Genomic DNA, 17721 nt, shown 5'->3' with positions numbered 1-17721 from the left:
TCTTATTTTCTTTTTAAGAAGATAAGAGAAGAGTCATTCCTTTTTTTATTTTACATATAGTTAATATGGTTAAGTTATTTCTTATTCGTCAAGGCTCTAAATAGTAGATGATGAAAGTGGGTGATTGCTTGAGAATGGTATGGCTCTGCTTACTAGTATTGGTGTTAGTAAGTTGCGGACAAGTATCGGGTGAGCAACTGAAGTCGGAAGATGATACGCAACTTTCTACAGAAGCTATGAGTAGCTCTTTTTTAACATTTAGCTGGATTGAAAAAGGTTATAATGGTATTTTTTCTCCCATTGATGTGAAGGTCGATCAAAGTGCTGAAGAAATAATTGAACAGTTCGGTGAACCTAGTATAAAAGGGAATTATGAAGGCGGTGAGTTCTGGGAGTATAAAGAAGCTACTTTTTTTATTAGTCCGGATACAAATCGAAGTGTTGCGATTGCCATTGATATACAAACGCATCAAATCTCAAGTGATGAAATGAGAAGACAGCTAGGAACACCAGATCAAAGTGAGATGAACGAAATGGATGGATATTGGATGTTTATTTATGATTTAGATGAGTATCATCTCATGTTTGAGGCAGAATCAGAAGAAGGATTGTTGTCCTACGCTTGGTTACGAAAACAATAATAATTAGGCGTTATGTAATACGTTTCCAAAAAAGCTAATGAAGAAGGTATTTTCTAACCTTCTCATTAGCTTTTTTTATAGGAACTCACAAATAGGCAAAAGAAAATTTAGAAAAATAGAAAAAAGTGGTTGCGGAAACCACTTAACTGTTATATTATAACATCATAAGTTACAAACTGTATTAATACAGAAGGTGGAAGGGGGAGATTGATTGTGAGTCAAGAAACAAAGCAAGGATTACGATTAGCTGGTCCAGAGGATCAAAGTAGTAAAGAAATTTTAACTCCGCAAGCTTTAGCTTTTGTAGAAGGCTTATGTCGATCATTTGAAAAACGTAGGAAGGAATTATTAAAACGAAGAGTAACTAGGCAAGAGGAAATCGACAAAGGGTTGATGCCAAACTTTCTCGAATCTACAGAGCACATTAGAGAAAGTGATTGGACGATCAATCCGCTACCAAAAGATTTACAAGATCGTCGAGTAGAAATAACAGGACCAGTTGAGCGAAAAATGGTTATTAATGCTTTAAACTCAGGTGCGCATGTTTTTATGGCTGACTTTGAAGACGCTAATGCTCCAACTTGGAAAAATACAATACAAGGACAAGTGAACTTACGAGATGCGATACGAAGAACCATATCTTTCGAAAATGAAAAAACTGGGAAACGATATGTTCTAGGCAAGGAGACAGCAACATTAGTAGTTAGGCCACGTGGGTGGCATCTAGTAGAAAAAAATATTTTATTAGATGGAGAACCTGTTTCTGCAAGTCTGGTAGATTTTGGTCTATACATGTATCACAATGCAGCAGAGCTACTCAAGAGAGGAACAGGACCTTACTTTTATTTACCAAAAATGGAAAGTCACCTTGAAGCTCGATTATGGAATGATGTCTTTATTTGGGCGCAGCAACAACTAGCTATCCCAAGAGGGACGATAAAAGCAACGGTTTTGATTGAAACCATTCTAGCATCCTTTGAAATGGATGAAATATTGTATGAGCTTCGTGAGCATTCAGCAGGTTTGAACTGTGGACGTTGGGATTATATATTTAGCTATTTAAAACGCTTCCGCAATCATCCTGATGTTATCCTACCTGACCGTGGTCAAGTAACGATGACGACACCATTTATGAGGGCCTATTCACTATTAACCATTAAAACTTGTCACCGAAGAAATGCCCCAGCTATTGGAGGGATGGCAGCTCAAATTCCAGTGAAAAACGATGAGCAAAAAAATGCTGAGGCATTTGAAAAAGTTCGGCTCGACAAAGAGAGGGAAGCTCGTGATGGCCATGATGGAACGTGGGTAGCTCACCCGGCTTTAGTACCGGTAGCGAAAGAAGTGTTCAATCAATACATGCCAACACCTAATCAAATACACAAAAAGAGAGAAGATATTAAAGTTACGGCAGACGAATTAATCGAAGTACCTATAGGGTCAATTACAGAAGAAGGTCTTCGAATAAATATTAGCGTAGGAATACAGTATATTGAATCTTGGTTGAATGGAAATGGAGCCGCACCTATTCGTAGTTTAATGGAAGATGCAGCTACAGCTGAAATTTCTCGGGCTCAAGTTTGGCAATGGATTAGGCACCCAAAGGGGGTTTTGGAAAACGGAATTGATATTACGCTAGGCCTTGTTAAACAAATCATTGATGAAGAAATGGAGGCGTTGCAATTACAGTTAGGAAAAGAGAGGTTTAATCGTGGAAGGTTTGTTGAAGCAACCAATCTGTTTACTATATTAATCGAACAAGACAAATTTGAAGAGTTTTTAACGTTACCTGGATATCAACTATTACATTAATAAAAAAATATGAGAATAGGAGCGATGAAAATGAATACTGAATCAAGACAAATGGAGATTAGACAATTAGAGAAAAAGTGGGCAGACGATATAAGGTGGAATGGGATCGAAAGACCGTATTCAGCTGACGATGTTATTCGTTTAAGGGGTTCTGTACAGGTGGAACATACTCTTGCTAAAAGAGGGGCAGAAAAGCTGTGGAAGTTAATAAACGAAGAAGATTATGTGAATGCATTAGGAGCGTTAACTGGAAATCAAGCTGTTCAACAAGTGAAAGCAGGCTTAAAAGCAATTTACCTGAGTGGCTGGCAAGTTGCAGCTGATGCCAACCTTGCTGGTCAAATGTATCCGGACCAAAGCTTGTATCCAGCCAATAGTGTTCCTAGTGTGGTAAAGCGAATCAATCAAGCCTTACAAAGGGCTGACCAAATCCAACATATGGAAGGTGAGGGTGATATTGATTATTTTGCGCCGATTGTCGCAGATGCCGAAGCGGGTTTTGGTGGTCAATTAAATGTGTTTGAGTTGATGAAAGGAATGATTGAATCTGGCGCAGCTGGAGTACATTTTGAAGATCAACTTGCATCGGAGAAAAAATGTGGTCATTTAGGTGGAAAGGTGTTAATTCCGACTCAAACAGCTATTCGAAACTTAACAGCTGCAAGGCTAGCAGCGGATGTAAGTGGAGTTCCGACGATCATTATTGCTCGAACGGATGCTGATGCAGCTGATCTAATTACAAGTGATATCGATCCAGCAGATCAACCTTTTATCACGGGTGAACGCACACCTGAAGGATTTTATCGTACAAATGCTGGAATTGATCAAGCGATTGCCAGAGGTTTGGCTTATGCACCATATGCCGATTTAATTTGGTGCGAAACTTCTAAGCCATCATTAGAAGAGGCTAGACAATTTGCTGAAGCGATTCATGAGAAATTCCCTGGAAAAATGCTAGCGTATAACTGTTCGCCTTCATTTAACTGGGAAGCAAACCTCGACAAAGAAACCATTGAAACGTATCAAGTAGAATTAGGCAAAATGGGTTATAAATTTCAGTTCGTTACACTTGCAGGATTCCATGCTCTTAATCATAGCATGTTTGAGCTTGCACAAGGATATAAAAACCGCGGTATGGGTGCTTATTCGGAATTGCAACAGGCTGAGTTTGCAAGTGAGGCGAAGGGATATACAGCCACGCGTCATCAGCGTGAAGTCGGAACAGGTTATTTTGATGAAATTTCTCAAGTGGTATCGGGGGGAACATCATCTACCACTGCTTTAAAAGGCTCTACGGAGGAAGCGCAGTTTCAAAAGCAAGGATAACTGGATGTTTTTGATAACAGACTCTACATTTATTTGTAGAGTCTGTTATATTACAGGTGGATAAAATAAAAAATTGATACAACACAATTGAACTCTGTCGATTTATTGAAATACTTCGGTGTTTTCCAAGATTCTTGCCGGGGAAATACTTATAAGCTCTATTCAACTCGAACGAATGAGGAGTATAATAAAACAATACATATTTTAGGTGTTTAGAGTTGGAGAGGGTCGTATGGAGATTTTTATACAAGTGGTGTTACCTGTTTTTTTTGTTTTTATCATTGGATTCACAGTCCAGAAGTGGAAAAAAATTGATATAAAGCCTGTATCAACTGTTGCAATCTATATTATGACGCCATGTTTAGTTTTTCGGACATTTTATAGTTCAAATCTAGATATTCAATCATTTTATATGGTCATTTTTTCTATTATTCTACTAATGAGTCTTATTATTATAAATAAGGTTTATGCGAAAATCATGAATTATAATCAATCGATGGAAAGTGGAATGATTCTTTCAACTGCTTTTATGAACGCAGGGAATTACGGGGCCCCTATTATCTTGTTTGCATACGGGGAGCAAGCCTTCGCTTATGCTGTTATGTTCCTAGTGTTACAATCGATTATTATGAATTGTTTCGGTGTCTATTATGCTGCTAAAGGAAAAGCTGGGTTTGGGGTTGCAGTGAAAGAAGTCTTTAAAATGCCGGCAACATATGCTGTTGTAGTAGGGCTTTTTTTAAAGTTGACTTCAATTTCTTTGCCCGACAACCTTTTAGTAACGGTGGATATTATTGCTGAAGCAGCCATTCCAACAGTTATGATTATTTTAGGCATGCAGTTAGCTAGAATTCCGTGGGGTGGTTTTGAATGGGGCAAGGTTATCTATTCAACTGTTATTCGGTTGCTTCTCTCTCCGGCTATTGCATACGGGATCACCCTTTTACTACCAATGGATCCTCTAATGGCCAAAGTATTAATTGTTTCAGCTGCGATGCCTTCTGCCGCAACGATAGTCATGTATGCTGTTCAATTTGATGCGCATCCTAAACTTGTGTCAAGTGTTACATTAGTTTCTACAATTATTAGCGTGATAACATTAACCTTGTTGTTGATTATATTAGGGTAAAGATTTGTCGGAAAAGAAGTCTTTTATCATTGCTTTTTTTGTTTGGAATCTTTATCATAATGAAGAGATTGTTTTAAATAGTAGGAGGCATAAAAAATGAAAATGATGGATGCAAATGAGATTATTCAGTTTATCTCTAAAAGTGAGAAGAAGACACCAGTAAAAGTACATATTAAAGGTGATTTAGAAGGCTTAAATTTTGGAGCTGATACAAAAGCATTTATTACAGGTTCAGTTGGTGTTTTATTCGGTGAGTGGAGTGCGATCGAACCAGTTTTAAAAGAAAATGAAGCGAAAATTGAGGACTACGTTGTTGAAAACGACCGTCGTAATTCGGCGATTCCACTACTTGATATGAAGAACATTCAAGCTCGTATTGAGCCAGGTGCTGTTATTCGTGATCAAGTGGAAATTGGTAATAACGCCGTAATTATGATGGGAGCAAGCATTAACATTGGTTCTGTCATTGGAGAAGGTACAATGATTGACATGAATGTAGTGTTAGGAGGACGTGCAACAGTAGGGAAGAACTGTCACATCGGTGCTGGTTCCGTTTTAGCTGGAGTTATTGAGCCACCTTCTGCTAAGCCTGTAGTTGTTGAAGATGATGTAGTTGTTGGAGCAAATTGTGTTATTTTAGAAGGTGTAACGGTTGGAAAAGGAGCAGTTGTAGCAGCTGGAGCGATTGTTACGGAAGATGTTCCTCCTAACACGGTTGTTGCTGGGACACCAGCACGTGTGATTAAAGAAATTGATGAGAAGACAAAAGGAAAAACAGAAATTAAGCAAGAACTTCGTCGATTAAATGAAGATAGATAAATGAGTGGACAAGCAGCTTTGTTGTTAGGAACTTTCCTTTCAGCAAAGCTCTTTCCGTACTTAGAGCGAAAGGGGATCCGAACGTGTCGAATTGGATTGAACGTGACAAAGAAGTCATTATGTCTACATATGGGCGTCTCCCGATCGTTATCGATCGCGGAGAGGGAAACTATTTATATGATGAAAATGGGAAGAAGTATTTAGATTTGTTTACCGGATTAGCTGTAAATATTTTAGGGCATTCTCACCCTATTGTTGCCAAAGCACTAGAAGAGCAAGCTTCTAAATTCCTTCATGTTTCAAATTATTTCTATAACAAACCAGCAATAACTCTTGCAGAAAAGTTAATCAACCATTCAATAAAAGGAAAGGTGTTTTTCGCTAACTCAGGGGCCGAAGCGACTGAAGCAGCTTTGAAACTTATTCATAAATGGTCAAAAGAACAAAAAGAAGAACGTTCAGGTGTTGTCGTATTAGAGAAAAGTTTTCATGGGAGAACCCTTGGAGCTTTGAAGTTAACAAGGCAAAAAGGAGTTTATCAAGATTTTCCTGTAACTGACACACCAGTATACGAAGTTGAACCACATAATGTTCAGGCTTTAAAGGACCTATACGAAACAAAAAAACCAGCAGCGATCATTTTAGAACCTATTTTAGGATCAGGTGGAATTGTGACGCTAGAAGAAGAGTATTTACAAAGCGTTTCTAAACTTTGTAAAGAATATGGTGTTCTTTGCTGTATGGACGAGATCCAAACAGGGGTTGGACGGACAGGGGCATTTTTTGCTTATCAACACGCACAGATTAAACCAGATGTGATTTTATTTGCAAAAGGAATTGGGGGAGGTCTTCCACTTGGAGGGATTATTGTAGCGGAGCAATATTCTCATTTATTTAAGCCTGGTGACCATGGTACCACGTTTGGTCCCTCTCCATTAAGTGCAGCATTAGGAAATGCAGTGATTGATGTATTAATGGAAAAAGAACAGCTTAGAGCAGGGACTCAAATTGCTGACCAATTGCATAAGGCTGTAAAAGAGTTACAACGTAAATTTCCTGATGCGATTCTGGATGTTCGAGGCAAAGGAATGATGTTAGGTATTGTTATGAATCTAGAGGCCGCAGTAGTGAAAGAAATCCAACATCAGTTGCTAAATGAGGGAATTATGGTGGATGTAACTCAGCAGACCATTATTCGCTTATTACCACCTTTAACATTAACTAGTGAAGAGGTTCGAACTTTTATTGAAGCATTTGAAGAGAAACTACTTAGTAAGAGTAAGGTGGACTCTAATGTTATCAGTTGAGAAGTTGATACAGATTCGTCGTGATTTACATCGAATTCCTGAATTGGGTTATGAAGAGGTTAAAACACAGCACTATCTCTTACAGAAAATTGAAGAGCTGCCACAGGAATTTTTAACAATTGAAAAATGGAAGACAGGCATTTTAGTTCACGTCAAAGGGGAAAATTCATCGAAAACAATTGGATATCGGGCAGATATTGATGGATTACCTATTGTTGAACAAACTTCCTATACTGATTTTAGGTCTATTCATGAGGGATCCATGCATGCATGTGGACATGATTTTCACATGACAATTGCATTAGGAGTACTGTCACACTTTGCCTACCAACAGCCAAAGTATAATCAGTTGTTTATTTTCCAACCAGCAGAAGAAGGACCAGGTGGAGCAAAACCAATGTTAGAAGCAGAGGTGTTTCAGAAGTGGAAACCTGATCAAATGATAGCTCTACACATTGCACCCGAACTTCCTGTTGGAACGATAGCGACAAAAACCGGAATGCTATTTGCGAATACATCCGAACTGTTTGTATCGTTAAAGGGGAAAGGGGGGCATGCAGCTTATCCTCACACGGCTAATGATATGGTTGTTGCTGCAAGTCATCTTGTTACCCAATTGCAAACAATTGTAGCAAGGAATGTCAATCCGTTAGATGCGGGGGTCGTTACGATTGGAGTAATTAAAGGTGGGACAAAACAGAATATTATAGCTGAGTCAGCTGTAATTGAAGGAACCATTCGGACGCGTTCAATTGAAACGATGAACCTAATCAAAAAACGAATTGAAGCATTAACGAAAGGGATAGAAGTGGGGTTTGATTGTGCCATTTCTATTGATTACGGATCAAACTATTGTCAGGTTTATAATCATGAGGAAGTGACTCTTGATTTTATTGAATTTTTACAAAAGCAAGAGTCAGTAAACTTTGTTCAAAGTGATGAAGCTATGACAGGAGAAGACTTTGGTTATTTCTTAGAAGAAATACCTGGCTTTATGTTTTGGCTTGGGGTAGACAGCAAGTACGGTTTGCATGATGCAAGACTTGAGCCGGACGAGAAGGCTATATCTTTTGCTGTCGAAACGCTTATAGACTATTTACAAAGGTAAATCAAAAAGCTCTTATCTGTCTCTTGATGATAAGAGCTTTTTTGGGCCTTGAACTAGAAAAAAATGAAATTTCGTGCATAGTTACCAATATATTGGGAAGTTTAAGTATTGCAATGTAGTAAACATTTAATTAGTGGAGGTACGAAAATATGCCGAAAATTGGTGTGGAACAGTCGCTTACAGACGTACAACAAGAGTTACAATCAAAGGGTTATGATGTTGTGCAGTTAAAACAAGAACAGGATGCTCAAGGTTGTGACTGTTGTGTCATTACAGGTCAAGATCAAAACGTAATGGGGATTCAAGATGCTGCCATTCAAGGGTCAGTCATCAATGCACACGGAATGACAGCTCAGCAAGTTTGCCAAGTAGTTGAGGAAAAAATGGGTCATCAACAATAAAAGGAAGGGAGGCTGATGTTATCATCAGCCTCCCTTATTTCTGGAGTTTAAACTTTGACTACTGTTCTTTCTTCTCAATAAAAACTTGATGTGGAAAAGGAATTTCAATATTATTAGCATCAAGTGCTTCTTTTAACACTTTTCGTAGTTTTCTTTCAACGGCCCATTGTTCCATGTTTTCTGTCTTGGCAATAATGCGAATGACTACATCTGAATCACCTAGACCTTGTACACCGACAACATTAGGACCTTCTTTAATTGTGTCGTCTTCTGTTGCTATTTTATCACAAGCAGCTTGAAGAACAGCCATCGCTTCATCAATGTTGTCATTATACGAAATGCTCATATCAACAAGTGCTCTCATATTGCCACGTGAATGGTTGCTTACATTGCTAATTCCTCTATTAGGAATATAATGCAGAGTTCCATCGAACCCTCTAATTTGGACATTACGTAATCCTACTTCTTCAACTATACCGTCAACACCACCGGCAGTGACATAATCACCTACGTCTATTTGTTTCTCTAATAAGATAAAAAAACCGGTAACGACGTCGCTGACCAACCCTTGTGCACCGAAACCGATTGCTAGTCCAACCACACCAGCACCAGCGATTAATCCAGTGGCATCAAGTCCAAAAATACTAATTAAAATCGTAATAAATACAAATATAAGTACATATGAAAAGGCATTAACAGATAATTTCTCCAATGTCTTTACACGACCAACAGACATCCCCTTTTGAGATTCCATTTTTGAAAAACTACCTTGTATCACTCTTTTCCCAATTGAACGTGCGATCAAAAATGCCAATATGGCTAATACGATTTGACCGATAATTGTAACCAACCCAACAAGAAATGTCCCTTCTGTAAGCTGGTTAAGCCATTGTTCCATCTTATCACTCCTAAACATTATATGTCTCTATCAAAGCTATTCCCGGTTTCTCTTTCTTTCAAACAACTATTGATAGTAAAAAAACATCGTAGCATAAAAAAACATCCTACTCAAATTAGCAGAATTGATAGGGACTATAGTAGTAATTCGCCCGATGTGGTAAAAGATGGTATAATTATTTTAGGAAGTTGGTTACAAGCGCTGACGGTGGGCATACTATAAATGGTGTGATGTAAAAGAAGCTAACATTCTAAATTGTATCTATTCTTAAATAATATTGACTAGTAAAAATGCTTCTTTTATAATTACGGCTATATAGGAAAATACTTTGTTAACGGAGGTTTTACATATGACAGACAAGCGTATGGTTGCCAAACAAGCTCCTCGTTTTGAAATGGATGCAGTGATGCCAAACAAAGAATTTGCAAAAGTAAGTTTAGAAGAAAATATGAAGAATGATAAGTGGACGGTTCTTTATTTCTATCCAATGGACTTCACTTTTGTATGTCCTACAGAAATTACTTCTCTAAGTGATCGATATGACGAGTTTGAAGACTTAGATGCAGAAGTGATTGGTGTTTCAACTGATACGATTCATACTCACAAAGCATGGATCAATACACCGCGTGATGAAAATGGTCTTGGTGACTTAAGTTATCCACTTGCAGCGGATACAAATCACGTCGTTTCTCGTGAATATGGGGTGCTTATAGAAGAAGAAGGGGTAGCGCTTCGGGGACTCTTTATTATTAGCCCAGAAGGCGAATTAATGTACTCTGTTGTTAATCATAATAATATTGGTCGAGATGTAGACGAAACACTTCGTGTACTTCAAGCACTTCAAACGGGTGGTCTTTGTCCTGCTAACTGGAAACCTGGCCAAAAAACATTAAACGTGTAACAGATAAGCGAAAAGGTCTAGCAGTAATGTTAGGCCTTTTTTATTCTAATAGAATGTAAAAAACTTTAAGGAGGAATTCCGATGGCGTTAAAACTAAGATCTCAAATGCCAGAATTAGATGGTGCGACAACTTGGTTAAACAAAGAAGTATCTAAAAATGATCTGCTAGGGGGTAAGCCAACTTTATTTCATTTCTGGTCGATTAGTTGTGGGTTGTGTAAAGAAGCTATGCCGAGCGTAAATGAATTCCGTGAATTATATAAAGATCAGCTACATGTAGTAGCGGTCCATATGCCTCGTTCTGAGAAAGATTTAGATCTAGAAGAAATCAAAACAGTTGCAGAAGAACATGGCATCACACAGCCAATCATTGTAGATAATCAACATAAGATAACGGATGCGTTTGAAAATGAATATGTTCCAGCTTATTATGTTTTTGACGAAGAAGGACAACTGCGGCACTTTCAAGCCGGTGGTGGTGGTATGAAAATGCTAACGAAACGTGTAAATCGTGTGTTAGGTATTAAAGAATAAGTCTAGTGTGCGGGTATCTCTTAAGAGGAATGTAATCTTAGGGATACCCTTTTTGTTTAGACAATACATCACAATGGCCCACCTCGACATATATATACAGTGAGGTGATTTCCATGAACATAATTGATAAGAGAAACTCGCTTGCTTCAAACCGATCAAGATCATATCGGAGAAGAGCGAGAAGCGCTATCCGAAATATCGCTATCCATCATAGTGCAACAACTTCAGGAAGTGCTGAAGCGTTTGCGAGGTATCATGTGAATGAACTAGGTTGGCCTGGTATTGGTTATCACTATGTTGTTGGCAGAGATGGTTCTATTAGTCGCTGTCATGATTTAGAAGTTGTCAGTTATCATGTCGGAAATAGCAATGGTCATGCGGTGGGGATCTGTATGGTCGGAGATTTTAGATCTCAATCATTGCCTGATGCTCAGAGAAGAGCAACTCTAGATTTAACTAGATATTTAATGGATGAATTGAATATCCCAGTTGATAATGTTTGGGGACATATTGAGTTTCCTGGTTATTCATGGAAACCTTGTCCTTCTATTAGTATGCAAAGTTTTCGAAATTGGCTGCGTGATGAAGGAGCCACTAGAACAGGGCGCCCAACCCCTGCGCCTACCTATGTAGCTGGGGTAAGACAACGTTCTATTTTATCTCGTGGGGATCAAGGTGACGATATTCGAGCGCTTCAAGAACGATTAGATGAACTTGGGTTTCTTCCGGGCCCTATTGATGGAATTTTCGGACGTCAAACAGCGGATGCCGTGATGAGGTTTCAAAGATCAGCTTCTATCCTTGTTGATGGAATAGTTGGCCCGCAAACTCGGGAAGCACTTCGAGATTTTGAGCCTACAGCAGATCCGCCTGAACATGGATCGCCAACAGATGAACCGGATGAACGTGAAGAAATGTATCGCAGCGAAACTAGAAGGATGCTCAGATTTATTCAACCGATGATGCGAGGAGAAGATGTTCAAGAAGTTCAACAAAAAGTAGGAGCTACAGTTGACGGACTATTTGGTCCCGAAACAGAGGAACGAGTTAGGCAATTTCAAAGAACGGAACGAATAACGGTTGATGGAATAGTTGGGCCGCAAACATGGAGAGCTTTAGATCGAGTTGACGCGACCAATGGAGTTAGTTATCAGCGACTTTTGTCTGTGCAAACTCCATTTATAAGGGGAACTGATGTGAAGCAAGTCCAACAAGCGCTAGGTGTGACAGCCGATGGCATTTATGGACCATTGACAGCTCAAGCTGTTCGGAATTTTCAACGAGGTGAGTCTATTGCAGTTGATGGAATAGTTGGTCCACAAACATGGAGAAGACTTTTTAATTAATTTCAATAATGAAAGAGAACTGCAAATGTAGTTCTCTTTTTTTTGACCCTATGGTAGTTGGTGAATAGGAGGGAACGAGATGTCTCATAGTAAGAAGAGATTTACATTGTATAGAGGAGGATGAGCATGACATGAGACATCGTTTTTGGATTGGACTTTGCATCGCTGTTGTTGTGATAGCAGCATACTTGGGATTGTATTATTGGGAACCAAGTTACGCTGTTAATCCTTCAGGAGAAGGCTCTCTCAATCATCCAATTGACCATGAAATGAATGATATATATGGTTATGACATTTGGGGTTTATCTGTTTCAGTGAATGAAGCGAATGAAATAAAAAGAGATCGTGAAGGAGAGGACATGCTTTCACTCCATAACGGAGCCGTTATGGTTGACGAGAGTTTTGTACAAGAAGGAAGAGATTTATTTTTTGAGGAAACGTTTAACAATGAAGAATTCATTACTGATGTACTAGGCATTTTAGATGGACCTTTATCAGTCATAAATATCGGGAAAGCCGTCTTAAAAGCAAGAGGGGAAGGAACAGACAATTTAAAAGTGGAGTTAGCTGAAGACGCCATAATAGGTGGTCAAGAATTTAAAAAAGGTCAAATGATTGAAACGGGTTTAGATGTACCGAAAGGCGCTTTTGCACCACTCGGCATGCCAATGAAATTTAGTGGTGGACGATTAAAAGCAGGAATTTCTTGTGCAGCATGTCATGCTACAGTTGATCGTGAAACGGGAAAAATTATTGAGGGTGCACCGAATGCGAACTTTGACGCTGGACTGCTTATGGCACTTGCAACAAATTCTACCGCCTATTTTACAAATACGGACGTTGATTCAAAAAAAATTAAGTCCTTTATTCATGAGCAAGATTGGATGAAAGAGAAAGAGGTTGGAAAGGAAAATTTTATTGCTTTGCCAGATCCGGAAAAATTAGAAGAGGCAGTTGATCGTGCTTTGTTAGATTGGCCAAGAGGAAACTTTGACTCAACAATGGACTTAGAAAACAATCCAGCGCAAATACCGGATTCGTTTACGTTGGGAGATCATCCTTATGGATGGAATGGATTTGCTTCAATTGGTCCTTTTAAAGGGCTAACAGCGTTAAATAATAACGTCCATGCACAAAATTCAGACCTATTAGCGCAAGCGGATCAAAGTGATGAATTATTTGACATAGACAAAGAACGTTATATAGGAATTATGTTACAAAATGCACCCCATGATCATTATCGATATGATCATTCGCTAGAAGAGCTACCAAGTGAACTATTGGCGAGAGTGGATCATAACGAGACCGTATTTGGCTTTAATGATATGATTCGTCCACCCACCTATCCGAATATATCATTATTTACACCGAATGGAACGGTGATTGGTTCAGAAGGTCACACGGTTCTTGAAGAATTAAATGCAATTTCCGCTTACCAAAATGCGCTTAAACCGCCATCTGAAATTGCCACTTATACTGTGGTGGAAGCAAGAGGGAGAGATGTATTTGATCGAGCTGGTTGTATTAGTTGTCACGCTGGTACAGCACGAACGAACAACCGAATTATTCCAAACACGGAAATAAAGGCCGAGCCATCTAGAGCGAAGGCATTTGAAGATTCGATTAAACTGTTAGAAGAACCGTGGTTTTATACTTTAGACACCCCAATTCCAGTACCAGAGGACGCAGAAAAAGTGAAAATCCCTACTGGACATCTGGAACAGGATCAATTGGAATTAACACTTGCACTAGGAAATGAAGGAGGATACAAAGTAAAAGGCTTGGTTGGCTTGAAACACTCTGCCCCATATTTACATGATGGTGGTGTAGCGGTAGGAGAAAAACTCTCGCAGTTAGGTCTGACTGGTACACTTGATAAAGGTATTATGCCTGACTCGTATAACAGCTTGAAAGCTCTCATTGATCGGAAGTTACGCGAAAAAGTTATAAAAGCAAATAAAACATCTACCTCCTTACAAGGGGCACATGTAACTGGAGAAGGACATGAGCATTGGGTAGATGACCAAAGTGGTTTCTCTAAAGAAGAGCAAGATGCGCTTATTCAATATTTGCTGTCTATTGATTTAGAAAAAGAAAAACGTGCAGAAAAAGAGAAATAAATCAATCTAGATGCAAAAGAAAAGAGGATGACATTGGTGTCATCCTCTTTTTGTTACACTTCCATAATAATTGGCAAAATCATTGGTTTACGTTTTGTCCGTTCATATAAGAATGGTCCTAGCAAATCAGTAATTTCATTCTTTATTTCCGACCACTGTGTTGTTTTACGCTCCATTACTTCATCAAGGTGAGAAGCAAGTAGCTTTTGTGCTTCGTGAATTAAATCACTTGATTCTCTCATATAGACAAATCCACGAGAGATAAGGTCAGGGCCAGCTGTTACTTTAAACTCTTTCATATTTAAACTAACAACAACTACTACTAACCCTTCTTCCGAAAGTATTCTTCGATCTCTTAAAACAATGTTTCCGATATCGCCAATGCCATTGCCATCGACGTACACGGAACCTGAAGGAACTTTCCCGACTACGCCGGCTTCCTCAGGGTGAAGGGCGAGAACATCGCCGTTATCCATTATGAAGCTATTTTCTTTCGGAATTCCACAATCCTCAGCTAGCTTCATATGCATTTTTAACATTCGATATTCACCATGAATTGGCATGAAATATTGTGGTTTCATTAAACGTAACATTAATTTTTGTTCTTCTTGACCACCGTGTCCTGATGTATGAATGTCATTTAAAGACCCGTGAATCACATCTGCTCCTGCACGGTATAATTGATTAATGGTTTTGCTAACGCTTAGCGTATTTCCTGGAATAGGTGAAGAAGAGAATACCACTGTATCACCAGGAATAATTTGAATTTGACGATGAGTTCCATTGGCAATTCTCGAAAGGGCTGCCATTGGTTCTCCTTGGCTACCTGTACACAGAATAGTTACTTGATTATCAGGTAGTTTATTTAATTGTGATGGTTCAATAAAAGTACTTTTCGGTGCGTTAATATAGCCTAATTCTTGTCCAATCGTTAACGCATTCTCCATACTGCGACCAAATACGGCCACTTTTCTCCCTTGGTGAACAGCAGCTTCCACTACTTGCTGTAGGCGGTGGATATTAGAAGCAAATGTTGCAAAAATTATTCGCCCATCTACTTTTCTGAAGATGTTGCTAATACTTTCACCAACTTTTCGTTCAGACATCGTGAATTCTGGAATTTCACTATTGGTGCTATCTGATAATAGACAAAGGACACCTTCTTCACCAATTTTGGCCATTTTTGTTAAGTTAGCTGGCTCTCCGACTGGTGTGAAGTCAAACTTGAAATCTCCTGTATGAACGACATTTCCAGGTGGTGTTTTAACAACAATTCCATATGCATCAGGAATACTATGAGTTGTACGGAAAAAGGTTACCGATGTTTTGGTGAATTTAACGACCTGATCTTCATGAATTTCATGAAGCTTCGTTTTTCTTAGAAGTCCATGTTCTTCTAACTTTCCTTTTAATAAACCTAGTGCTAGTTTTCCACCGTATATAGGAATATTAACAGCTCTAAGTAAATAAGGAATGCCTCCAATATGGTCTTCATGTCCATGTGTAATGAATAGACCTTTGATTTTATCCTCATTTTTAACTAAATACGTGTAGTCTGGAATTACGTAATCGATACCGAGAAGCTCGTCCTCTGGAAACTTAATCCCGGCATCAATCAAAATAATTTCATCTTGAAATTGAACTGCGTACGTATTCTTTCCAATTTCTCCTAGACCACCTAGGGCAAATACAGCAGTTTGGTTGTTTTTAACTTGTTTCATAAATTAAAGAGTCTCCACTTTGAAATCTTCATTTTGTTGCTCATATTCAAGGTATGCTCCAGAGACTGGTGTCACAAATTCAATATTATACTTTCGTTCCACTAGCTTTTTACGAACGTCTGCCTCGTTTTCGCCTTCAACAAAAATAGTTTCAGTAAATTCACGAACTGGTACTTGATTAAAATTCTTTTGAAAAAATACTTTAAATAACATGTTACTACCTCTCCTTACCATTGGTTATATTTTCATTATAAAGCAAATGTCTCCTCATTTCATGTTATTTATTTCCGGCTGTTTTTTTGACATAACATAACAGTCCATTCTTTACGATAAACCTCTTGATTAAACCTCTATTAAACGGCTTTTTGGGAGTAGGTTTTTGCATCCTTTAACAATTCGTTTTCTCCATCTACGTAACATTGTTTGTTCACGCTCCTTTTAATTGTAACATTATCCAATTGGTGAGGGTTTTGTATGTATCAATAGTATGTGTTTCTTCATGTTCTCCTGCTCAAGGTAAAAACTGGATAAAAAAAATGATTCAATACCTGAGGATCCCAGGTATTGAATCATTTTATTATCCATTATTTGTTAATTCTTTTTTTAATTTATCTTGAAACCCTTCAATACGATCATAAAACATAATGCCGTTAAGGTGATCAAGTTCATGTTGGAAAACAATTGAGACTAAGCCTCGTAGACGTAATGTTACCTCTTCTCCGTCTAATGTTGTTGCCTTTACTGTTATCCGAGAATAACGAGGGACATCACCAGGAATATCACGATCAACTGATAGGCAACCTTCTCCGCCTTCTAAGTGTGTTTCCTCGACAGAATGACTAATTACTTTAGGGTTAAATAGGCCCATGCTATATAGTTGATCCTGCTCGTCAGTTACATGAACTGCAAACATTCTTTTTGAGACCCCAATTTGAGGGGCGGCAATTCCTACACCTGGTCTTAACTCGTACTTTTCTGCCATTTCAGGGTCTTGGCTGTTTATAACAAACTCAAGCATGTCTTCTAGGATCTTCTTATCTTCTTCACTTGCAGGAAGAGAGACTTCTTCAGCTATTTTTCTTAATACGGGATCGCCTTCTCTTACAACATCTTTCATGGTTAACATTATGTATCACTCCTTTTGCACTTACGTTTACTTTATGAAGAAATAAATGAAATATCAAGTAATATTATAACAAAAGAAGGAATAAGACGGTTTTGTCTTATTCCTTCTTACTTATTAACAATGTCCGAACTTAGAAGCTCCAACAATGATAAGCAGGATGAAAAGTACTACGATTAACGCGAAACCTCTTCCTGCACCAGGTGCGTAACTTGCTCCTGCAACTACTGGAGCACCATAACCATATCCACAAGGGTCAGTACATCCAAATCCTGCACCGTGTCCTGCACCATATCCGTATCCAAACATTTTGCATTCCTCCTTTTTTGTCTCGGCACCGCATTGGTTGCGATTCACTAACTACATTATGCAAACTGGGGGAAGATGGTTGGATGAATGCCTAGATTTTTTAATCATTTTGTAATTATTTTGGGGACAAGCTCATATTACCAAAAAGGGGCTCATATACTAGCGATAAAAGGGAAAGATTGTTAATTTATTGATAATGTCTTATTGTAGTTAAGTAGGATAGGGG

16 protein-coding genes and 1 pseudogene are annotated in these 17721 nt (G+C 38.5%); 12 read left to right on the top strand and 5 right to left on the bottom strand.

Features of this window, described 5'->3' with window-relative positions; genetic code table 11:
• The first annotated feature begins 128 nt into the window (after positions 1-128).
• The 8 genes from N0O92_RS03125 (at position 129) to N0O92_RS03090 (ending at position 8543) form a co-directional block, all read left to right on the top strand.
• The gene (locus tag N0O92_RS03125; RefSeq protein ID WP_396334461.1) at positions 129-641 is read left to right on the top strand and encodes a hypothetical protein; all 513 of its coding nucleotides are present in this window, start codon (positions 129-131) and stop codon (positions 639-641) included.
• A 213-nt stretch (positions 642-854) separates the two neighbouring features.
• Positions 855-2453, top strand: coding sequence for a malate synthase A (gene aceB / locus N0O92_RS03120; protein WP_315613143.1), 1599 nt, complete (start codon positions 855-857; stop codon positions 2451-2453).
• Positions 2454-2483: 30 nt separating this feature from the next.
• The gene (gene aceA / locus N0O92_RS03115) at positions 2484-3779 is read left to right on the top strand and encodes an isocitrate lyase (protein ID WP_315613142.1); all 1296 of its coding nucleotides are present in this window, start codon (positions 2484-2486) and stop codon (positions 3777-3779) included.
• 232 nt (positions 3780-4011) lie between these two features.
• Complete coding sequence (locus N0O92_RS03110; RefSeq protein WP_315613141.1) at positions 4012-4908, top strand: AEC family transporter; 897 nt, start codon at positions 4012-4014, stop codon at positions 4906-4908.
• Positions 4909-5004: 96 nt separating this feature from the next.
• Positions 5005-5727, top strand: coding sequence for a 2,3,4,5-tetrahydropyridine-2,6-dicarboxylate N-acetyltransferase (dapD, locus tag N0O92_RS03105; protein ID WP_315613140.1), 723 nt, complete (start codon positions 5005-5007; stop codon positions 5725-5727).
• An 83-nt stretch (positions 5728-5810) separates the two neighbouring features.
• Positions 5811-7034: an aspartate aminotransferase family protein gene (locus tag N0O92_RS03100; RefSeq protein WP_315613139.1), complete on the top strand. Its 1224-nt coding sequence runs from the start codon at positions 5811-5813 to the stop codon at positions 7032-7034.
• Positions 7021-8142, top strand: coding sequence for an N-acetyldiaminopimelate deacetylase (locus N0O92_RS03095; protein WP_315613138.1), 1122 nt, complete (start codon positions 7021-7023; stop codon positions 8140-8142). The genes N0O92_RS03100 and N0O92_RS03095 overlap by 14 nt, the downstream gene beginning before the upstream one ends.
• Positions 8143-8291: 149 nt before the next feature.
• On the top strand, positions 8292-8543 hold the full coding sequence (locus N0O92_RS03090) for a YkuS family protein (protein ID WP_315613137.1): 252 nt from the start codon (positions 8292-8294) through the stop codon (positions 8541-8543).
• Positions 8544-8601: 58 nt separating this feature from the next.
• Here N0O92_RS03090 and N0O92_RS03085 read toward each other — a convergent pair whose 3' ends face one another.
• Entirely contained in the window at positions 8602-9441 is an 840-nt protein-coding gene (locus N0O92_RS03085) for a mechanosensitive ion channel family protein (protein WP_315613136.1), read from the bottom strand.
• A 349-nt stretch (positions 9442-9790) separates the two neighbouring features.
• On the opposite strand from N0O92_RS03085, the gene N0O92_RS03080 reads away from it, so the two are divergent.
• From N0O92_RS03080 to N0O92_RS03065, 4 genes are all read left to right on the top strand, one after another.
• Positions 9791-10342, top strand: coding sequence for a peroxiredoxin (locus N0O92_RS03080; protein WP_315613135.1), 552 nt, complete (start codon positions 9791-9793; stop codon positions 10340-10342).
• 81 nt (positions 10343-10423) lie between these two features.
• Positions 10424-10876 (top strand): redoxin domain-containing protein, encoded by a 453-nt coding sequence (locus tag N0O92_RS03075; RefSeq protein ID WP_315613134.1) that lies wholly within the window; start codon positions 10424-10426, stop codon positions 10874-10876.
• Positions 10877-10989: 113 nt separating this feature from the next.
• On the top strand, positions 10990-12222 hold the full coding sequence (locus N0O92_RS03070) for a peptidoglycan recognition protein family protein (RefSeq protein WP_315613133.1): 1233 nt from the start codon (positions 10990-10992) through the stop codon (positions 12220-12222).
• Positions 12223-12353: 131 nt separating this feature from the next.
• Positions 12354-14342, top strand: coding sequence for an electron transport protein (locus N0O92_RS03065; protein ID WP_315613132.1), 1989 nt, complete (start codon positions 12354-12356; stop codon positions 14340-14342).
• 53 nt (positions 14343-14395) lie between these two features.
• Here N0O92_RS03065 and rnjA read toward each other — a convergent pair whose 3' ends face one another.
• The 4 genes and pseudogenes from rnjA to N0O92_RS03045 all read right to left on the bottom strand — a co-directional run.
• Positions 14396-16063, bottom strand: coding sequence for a ribonuclease J1 (gene rnjA, locus N0O92_RS03060; protein ID WP_315613131.1), 1668 nt, complete (start codon positions 16061-16063; stop codon positions 14396-14398).
• Positions 16064-16066: 3 nt separating this feature from the next.
• Positions 16067-16276, bottom strand: coding sequence for a DNA-dependent RNA polymerase subunit epsilon (locus tag N0O92_RS03055; protein ID WP_315613130.1), 210 nt, complete (start codon positions 16274-16276; stop codon positions 16067-16069).
• A 364-nt stretch (positions 16277-16640) separates the two neighbouring features.
• Complete coding sequence (gene def, locus N0O92_RS03050; protein WP_315613129.1) at positions 16641-17189, bottom strand: peptide deformylase; 549 nt, start codon at positions 17187-17189, stop codon at positions 16641-16643.
• A gap of 114 nt (positions 17190-17303) precedes the next feature.
• Positions 17304-17381, bottom strand: a pseudogene (locus N0O92_RS03045) (YjcZ family sporulation protein); the annotation flags it as partial.
• Positions 17382-17721: the final 340 nt, after the last annotated feature.

This window comes from Alkalihalobacillus sp. MEB130, from assembly GCF_032335535.1.
In the GTDB taxonomy this organism is placed as follows: Bacteria; Bacillota; Bacilli; order Bacillales; family Bacillaceae_D; genus Halalkalibacter.
Note: the sequence above shows the minus strand (reverse complement) of the source record. Positions and strands in the feature narration are given on the sequence as shown.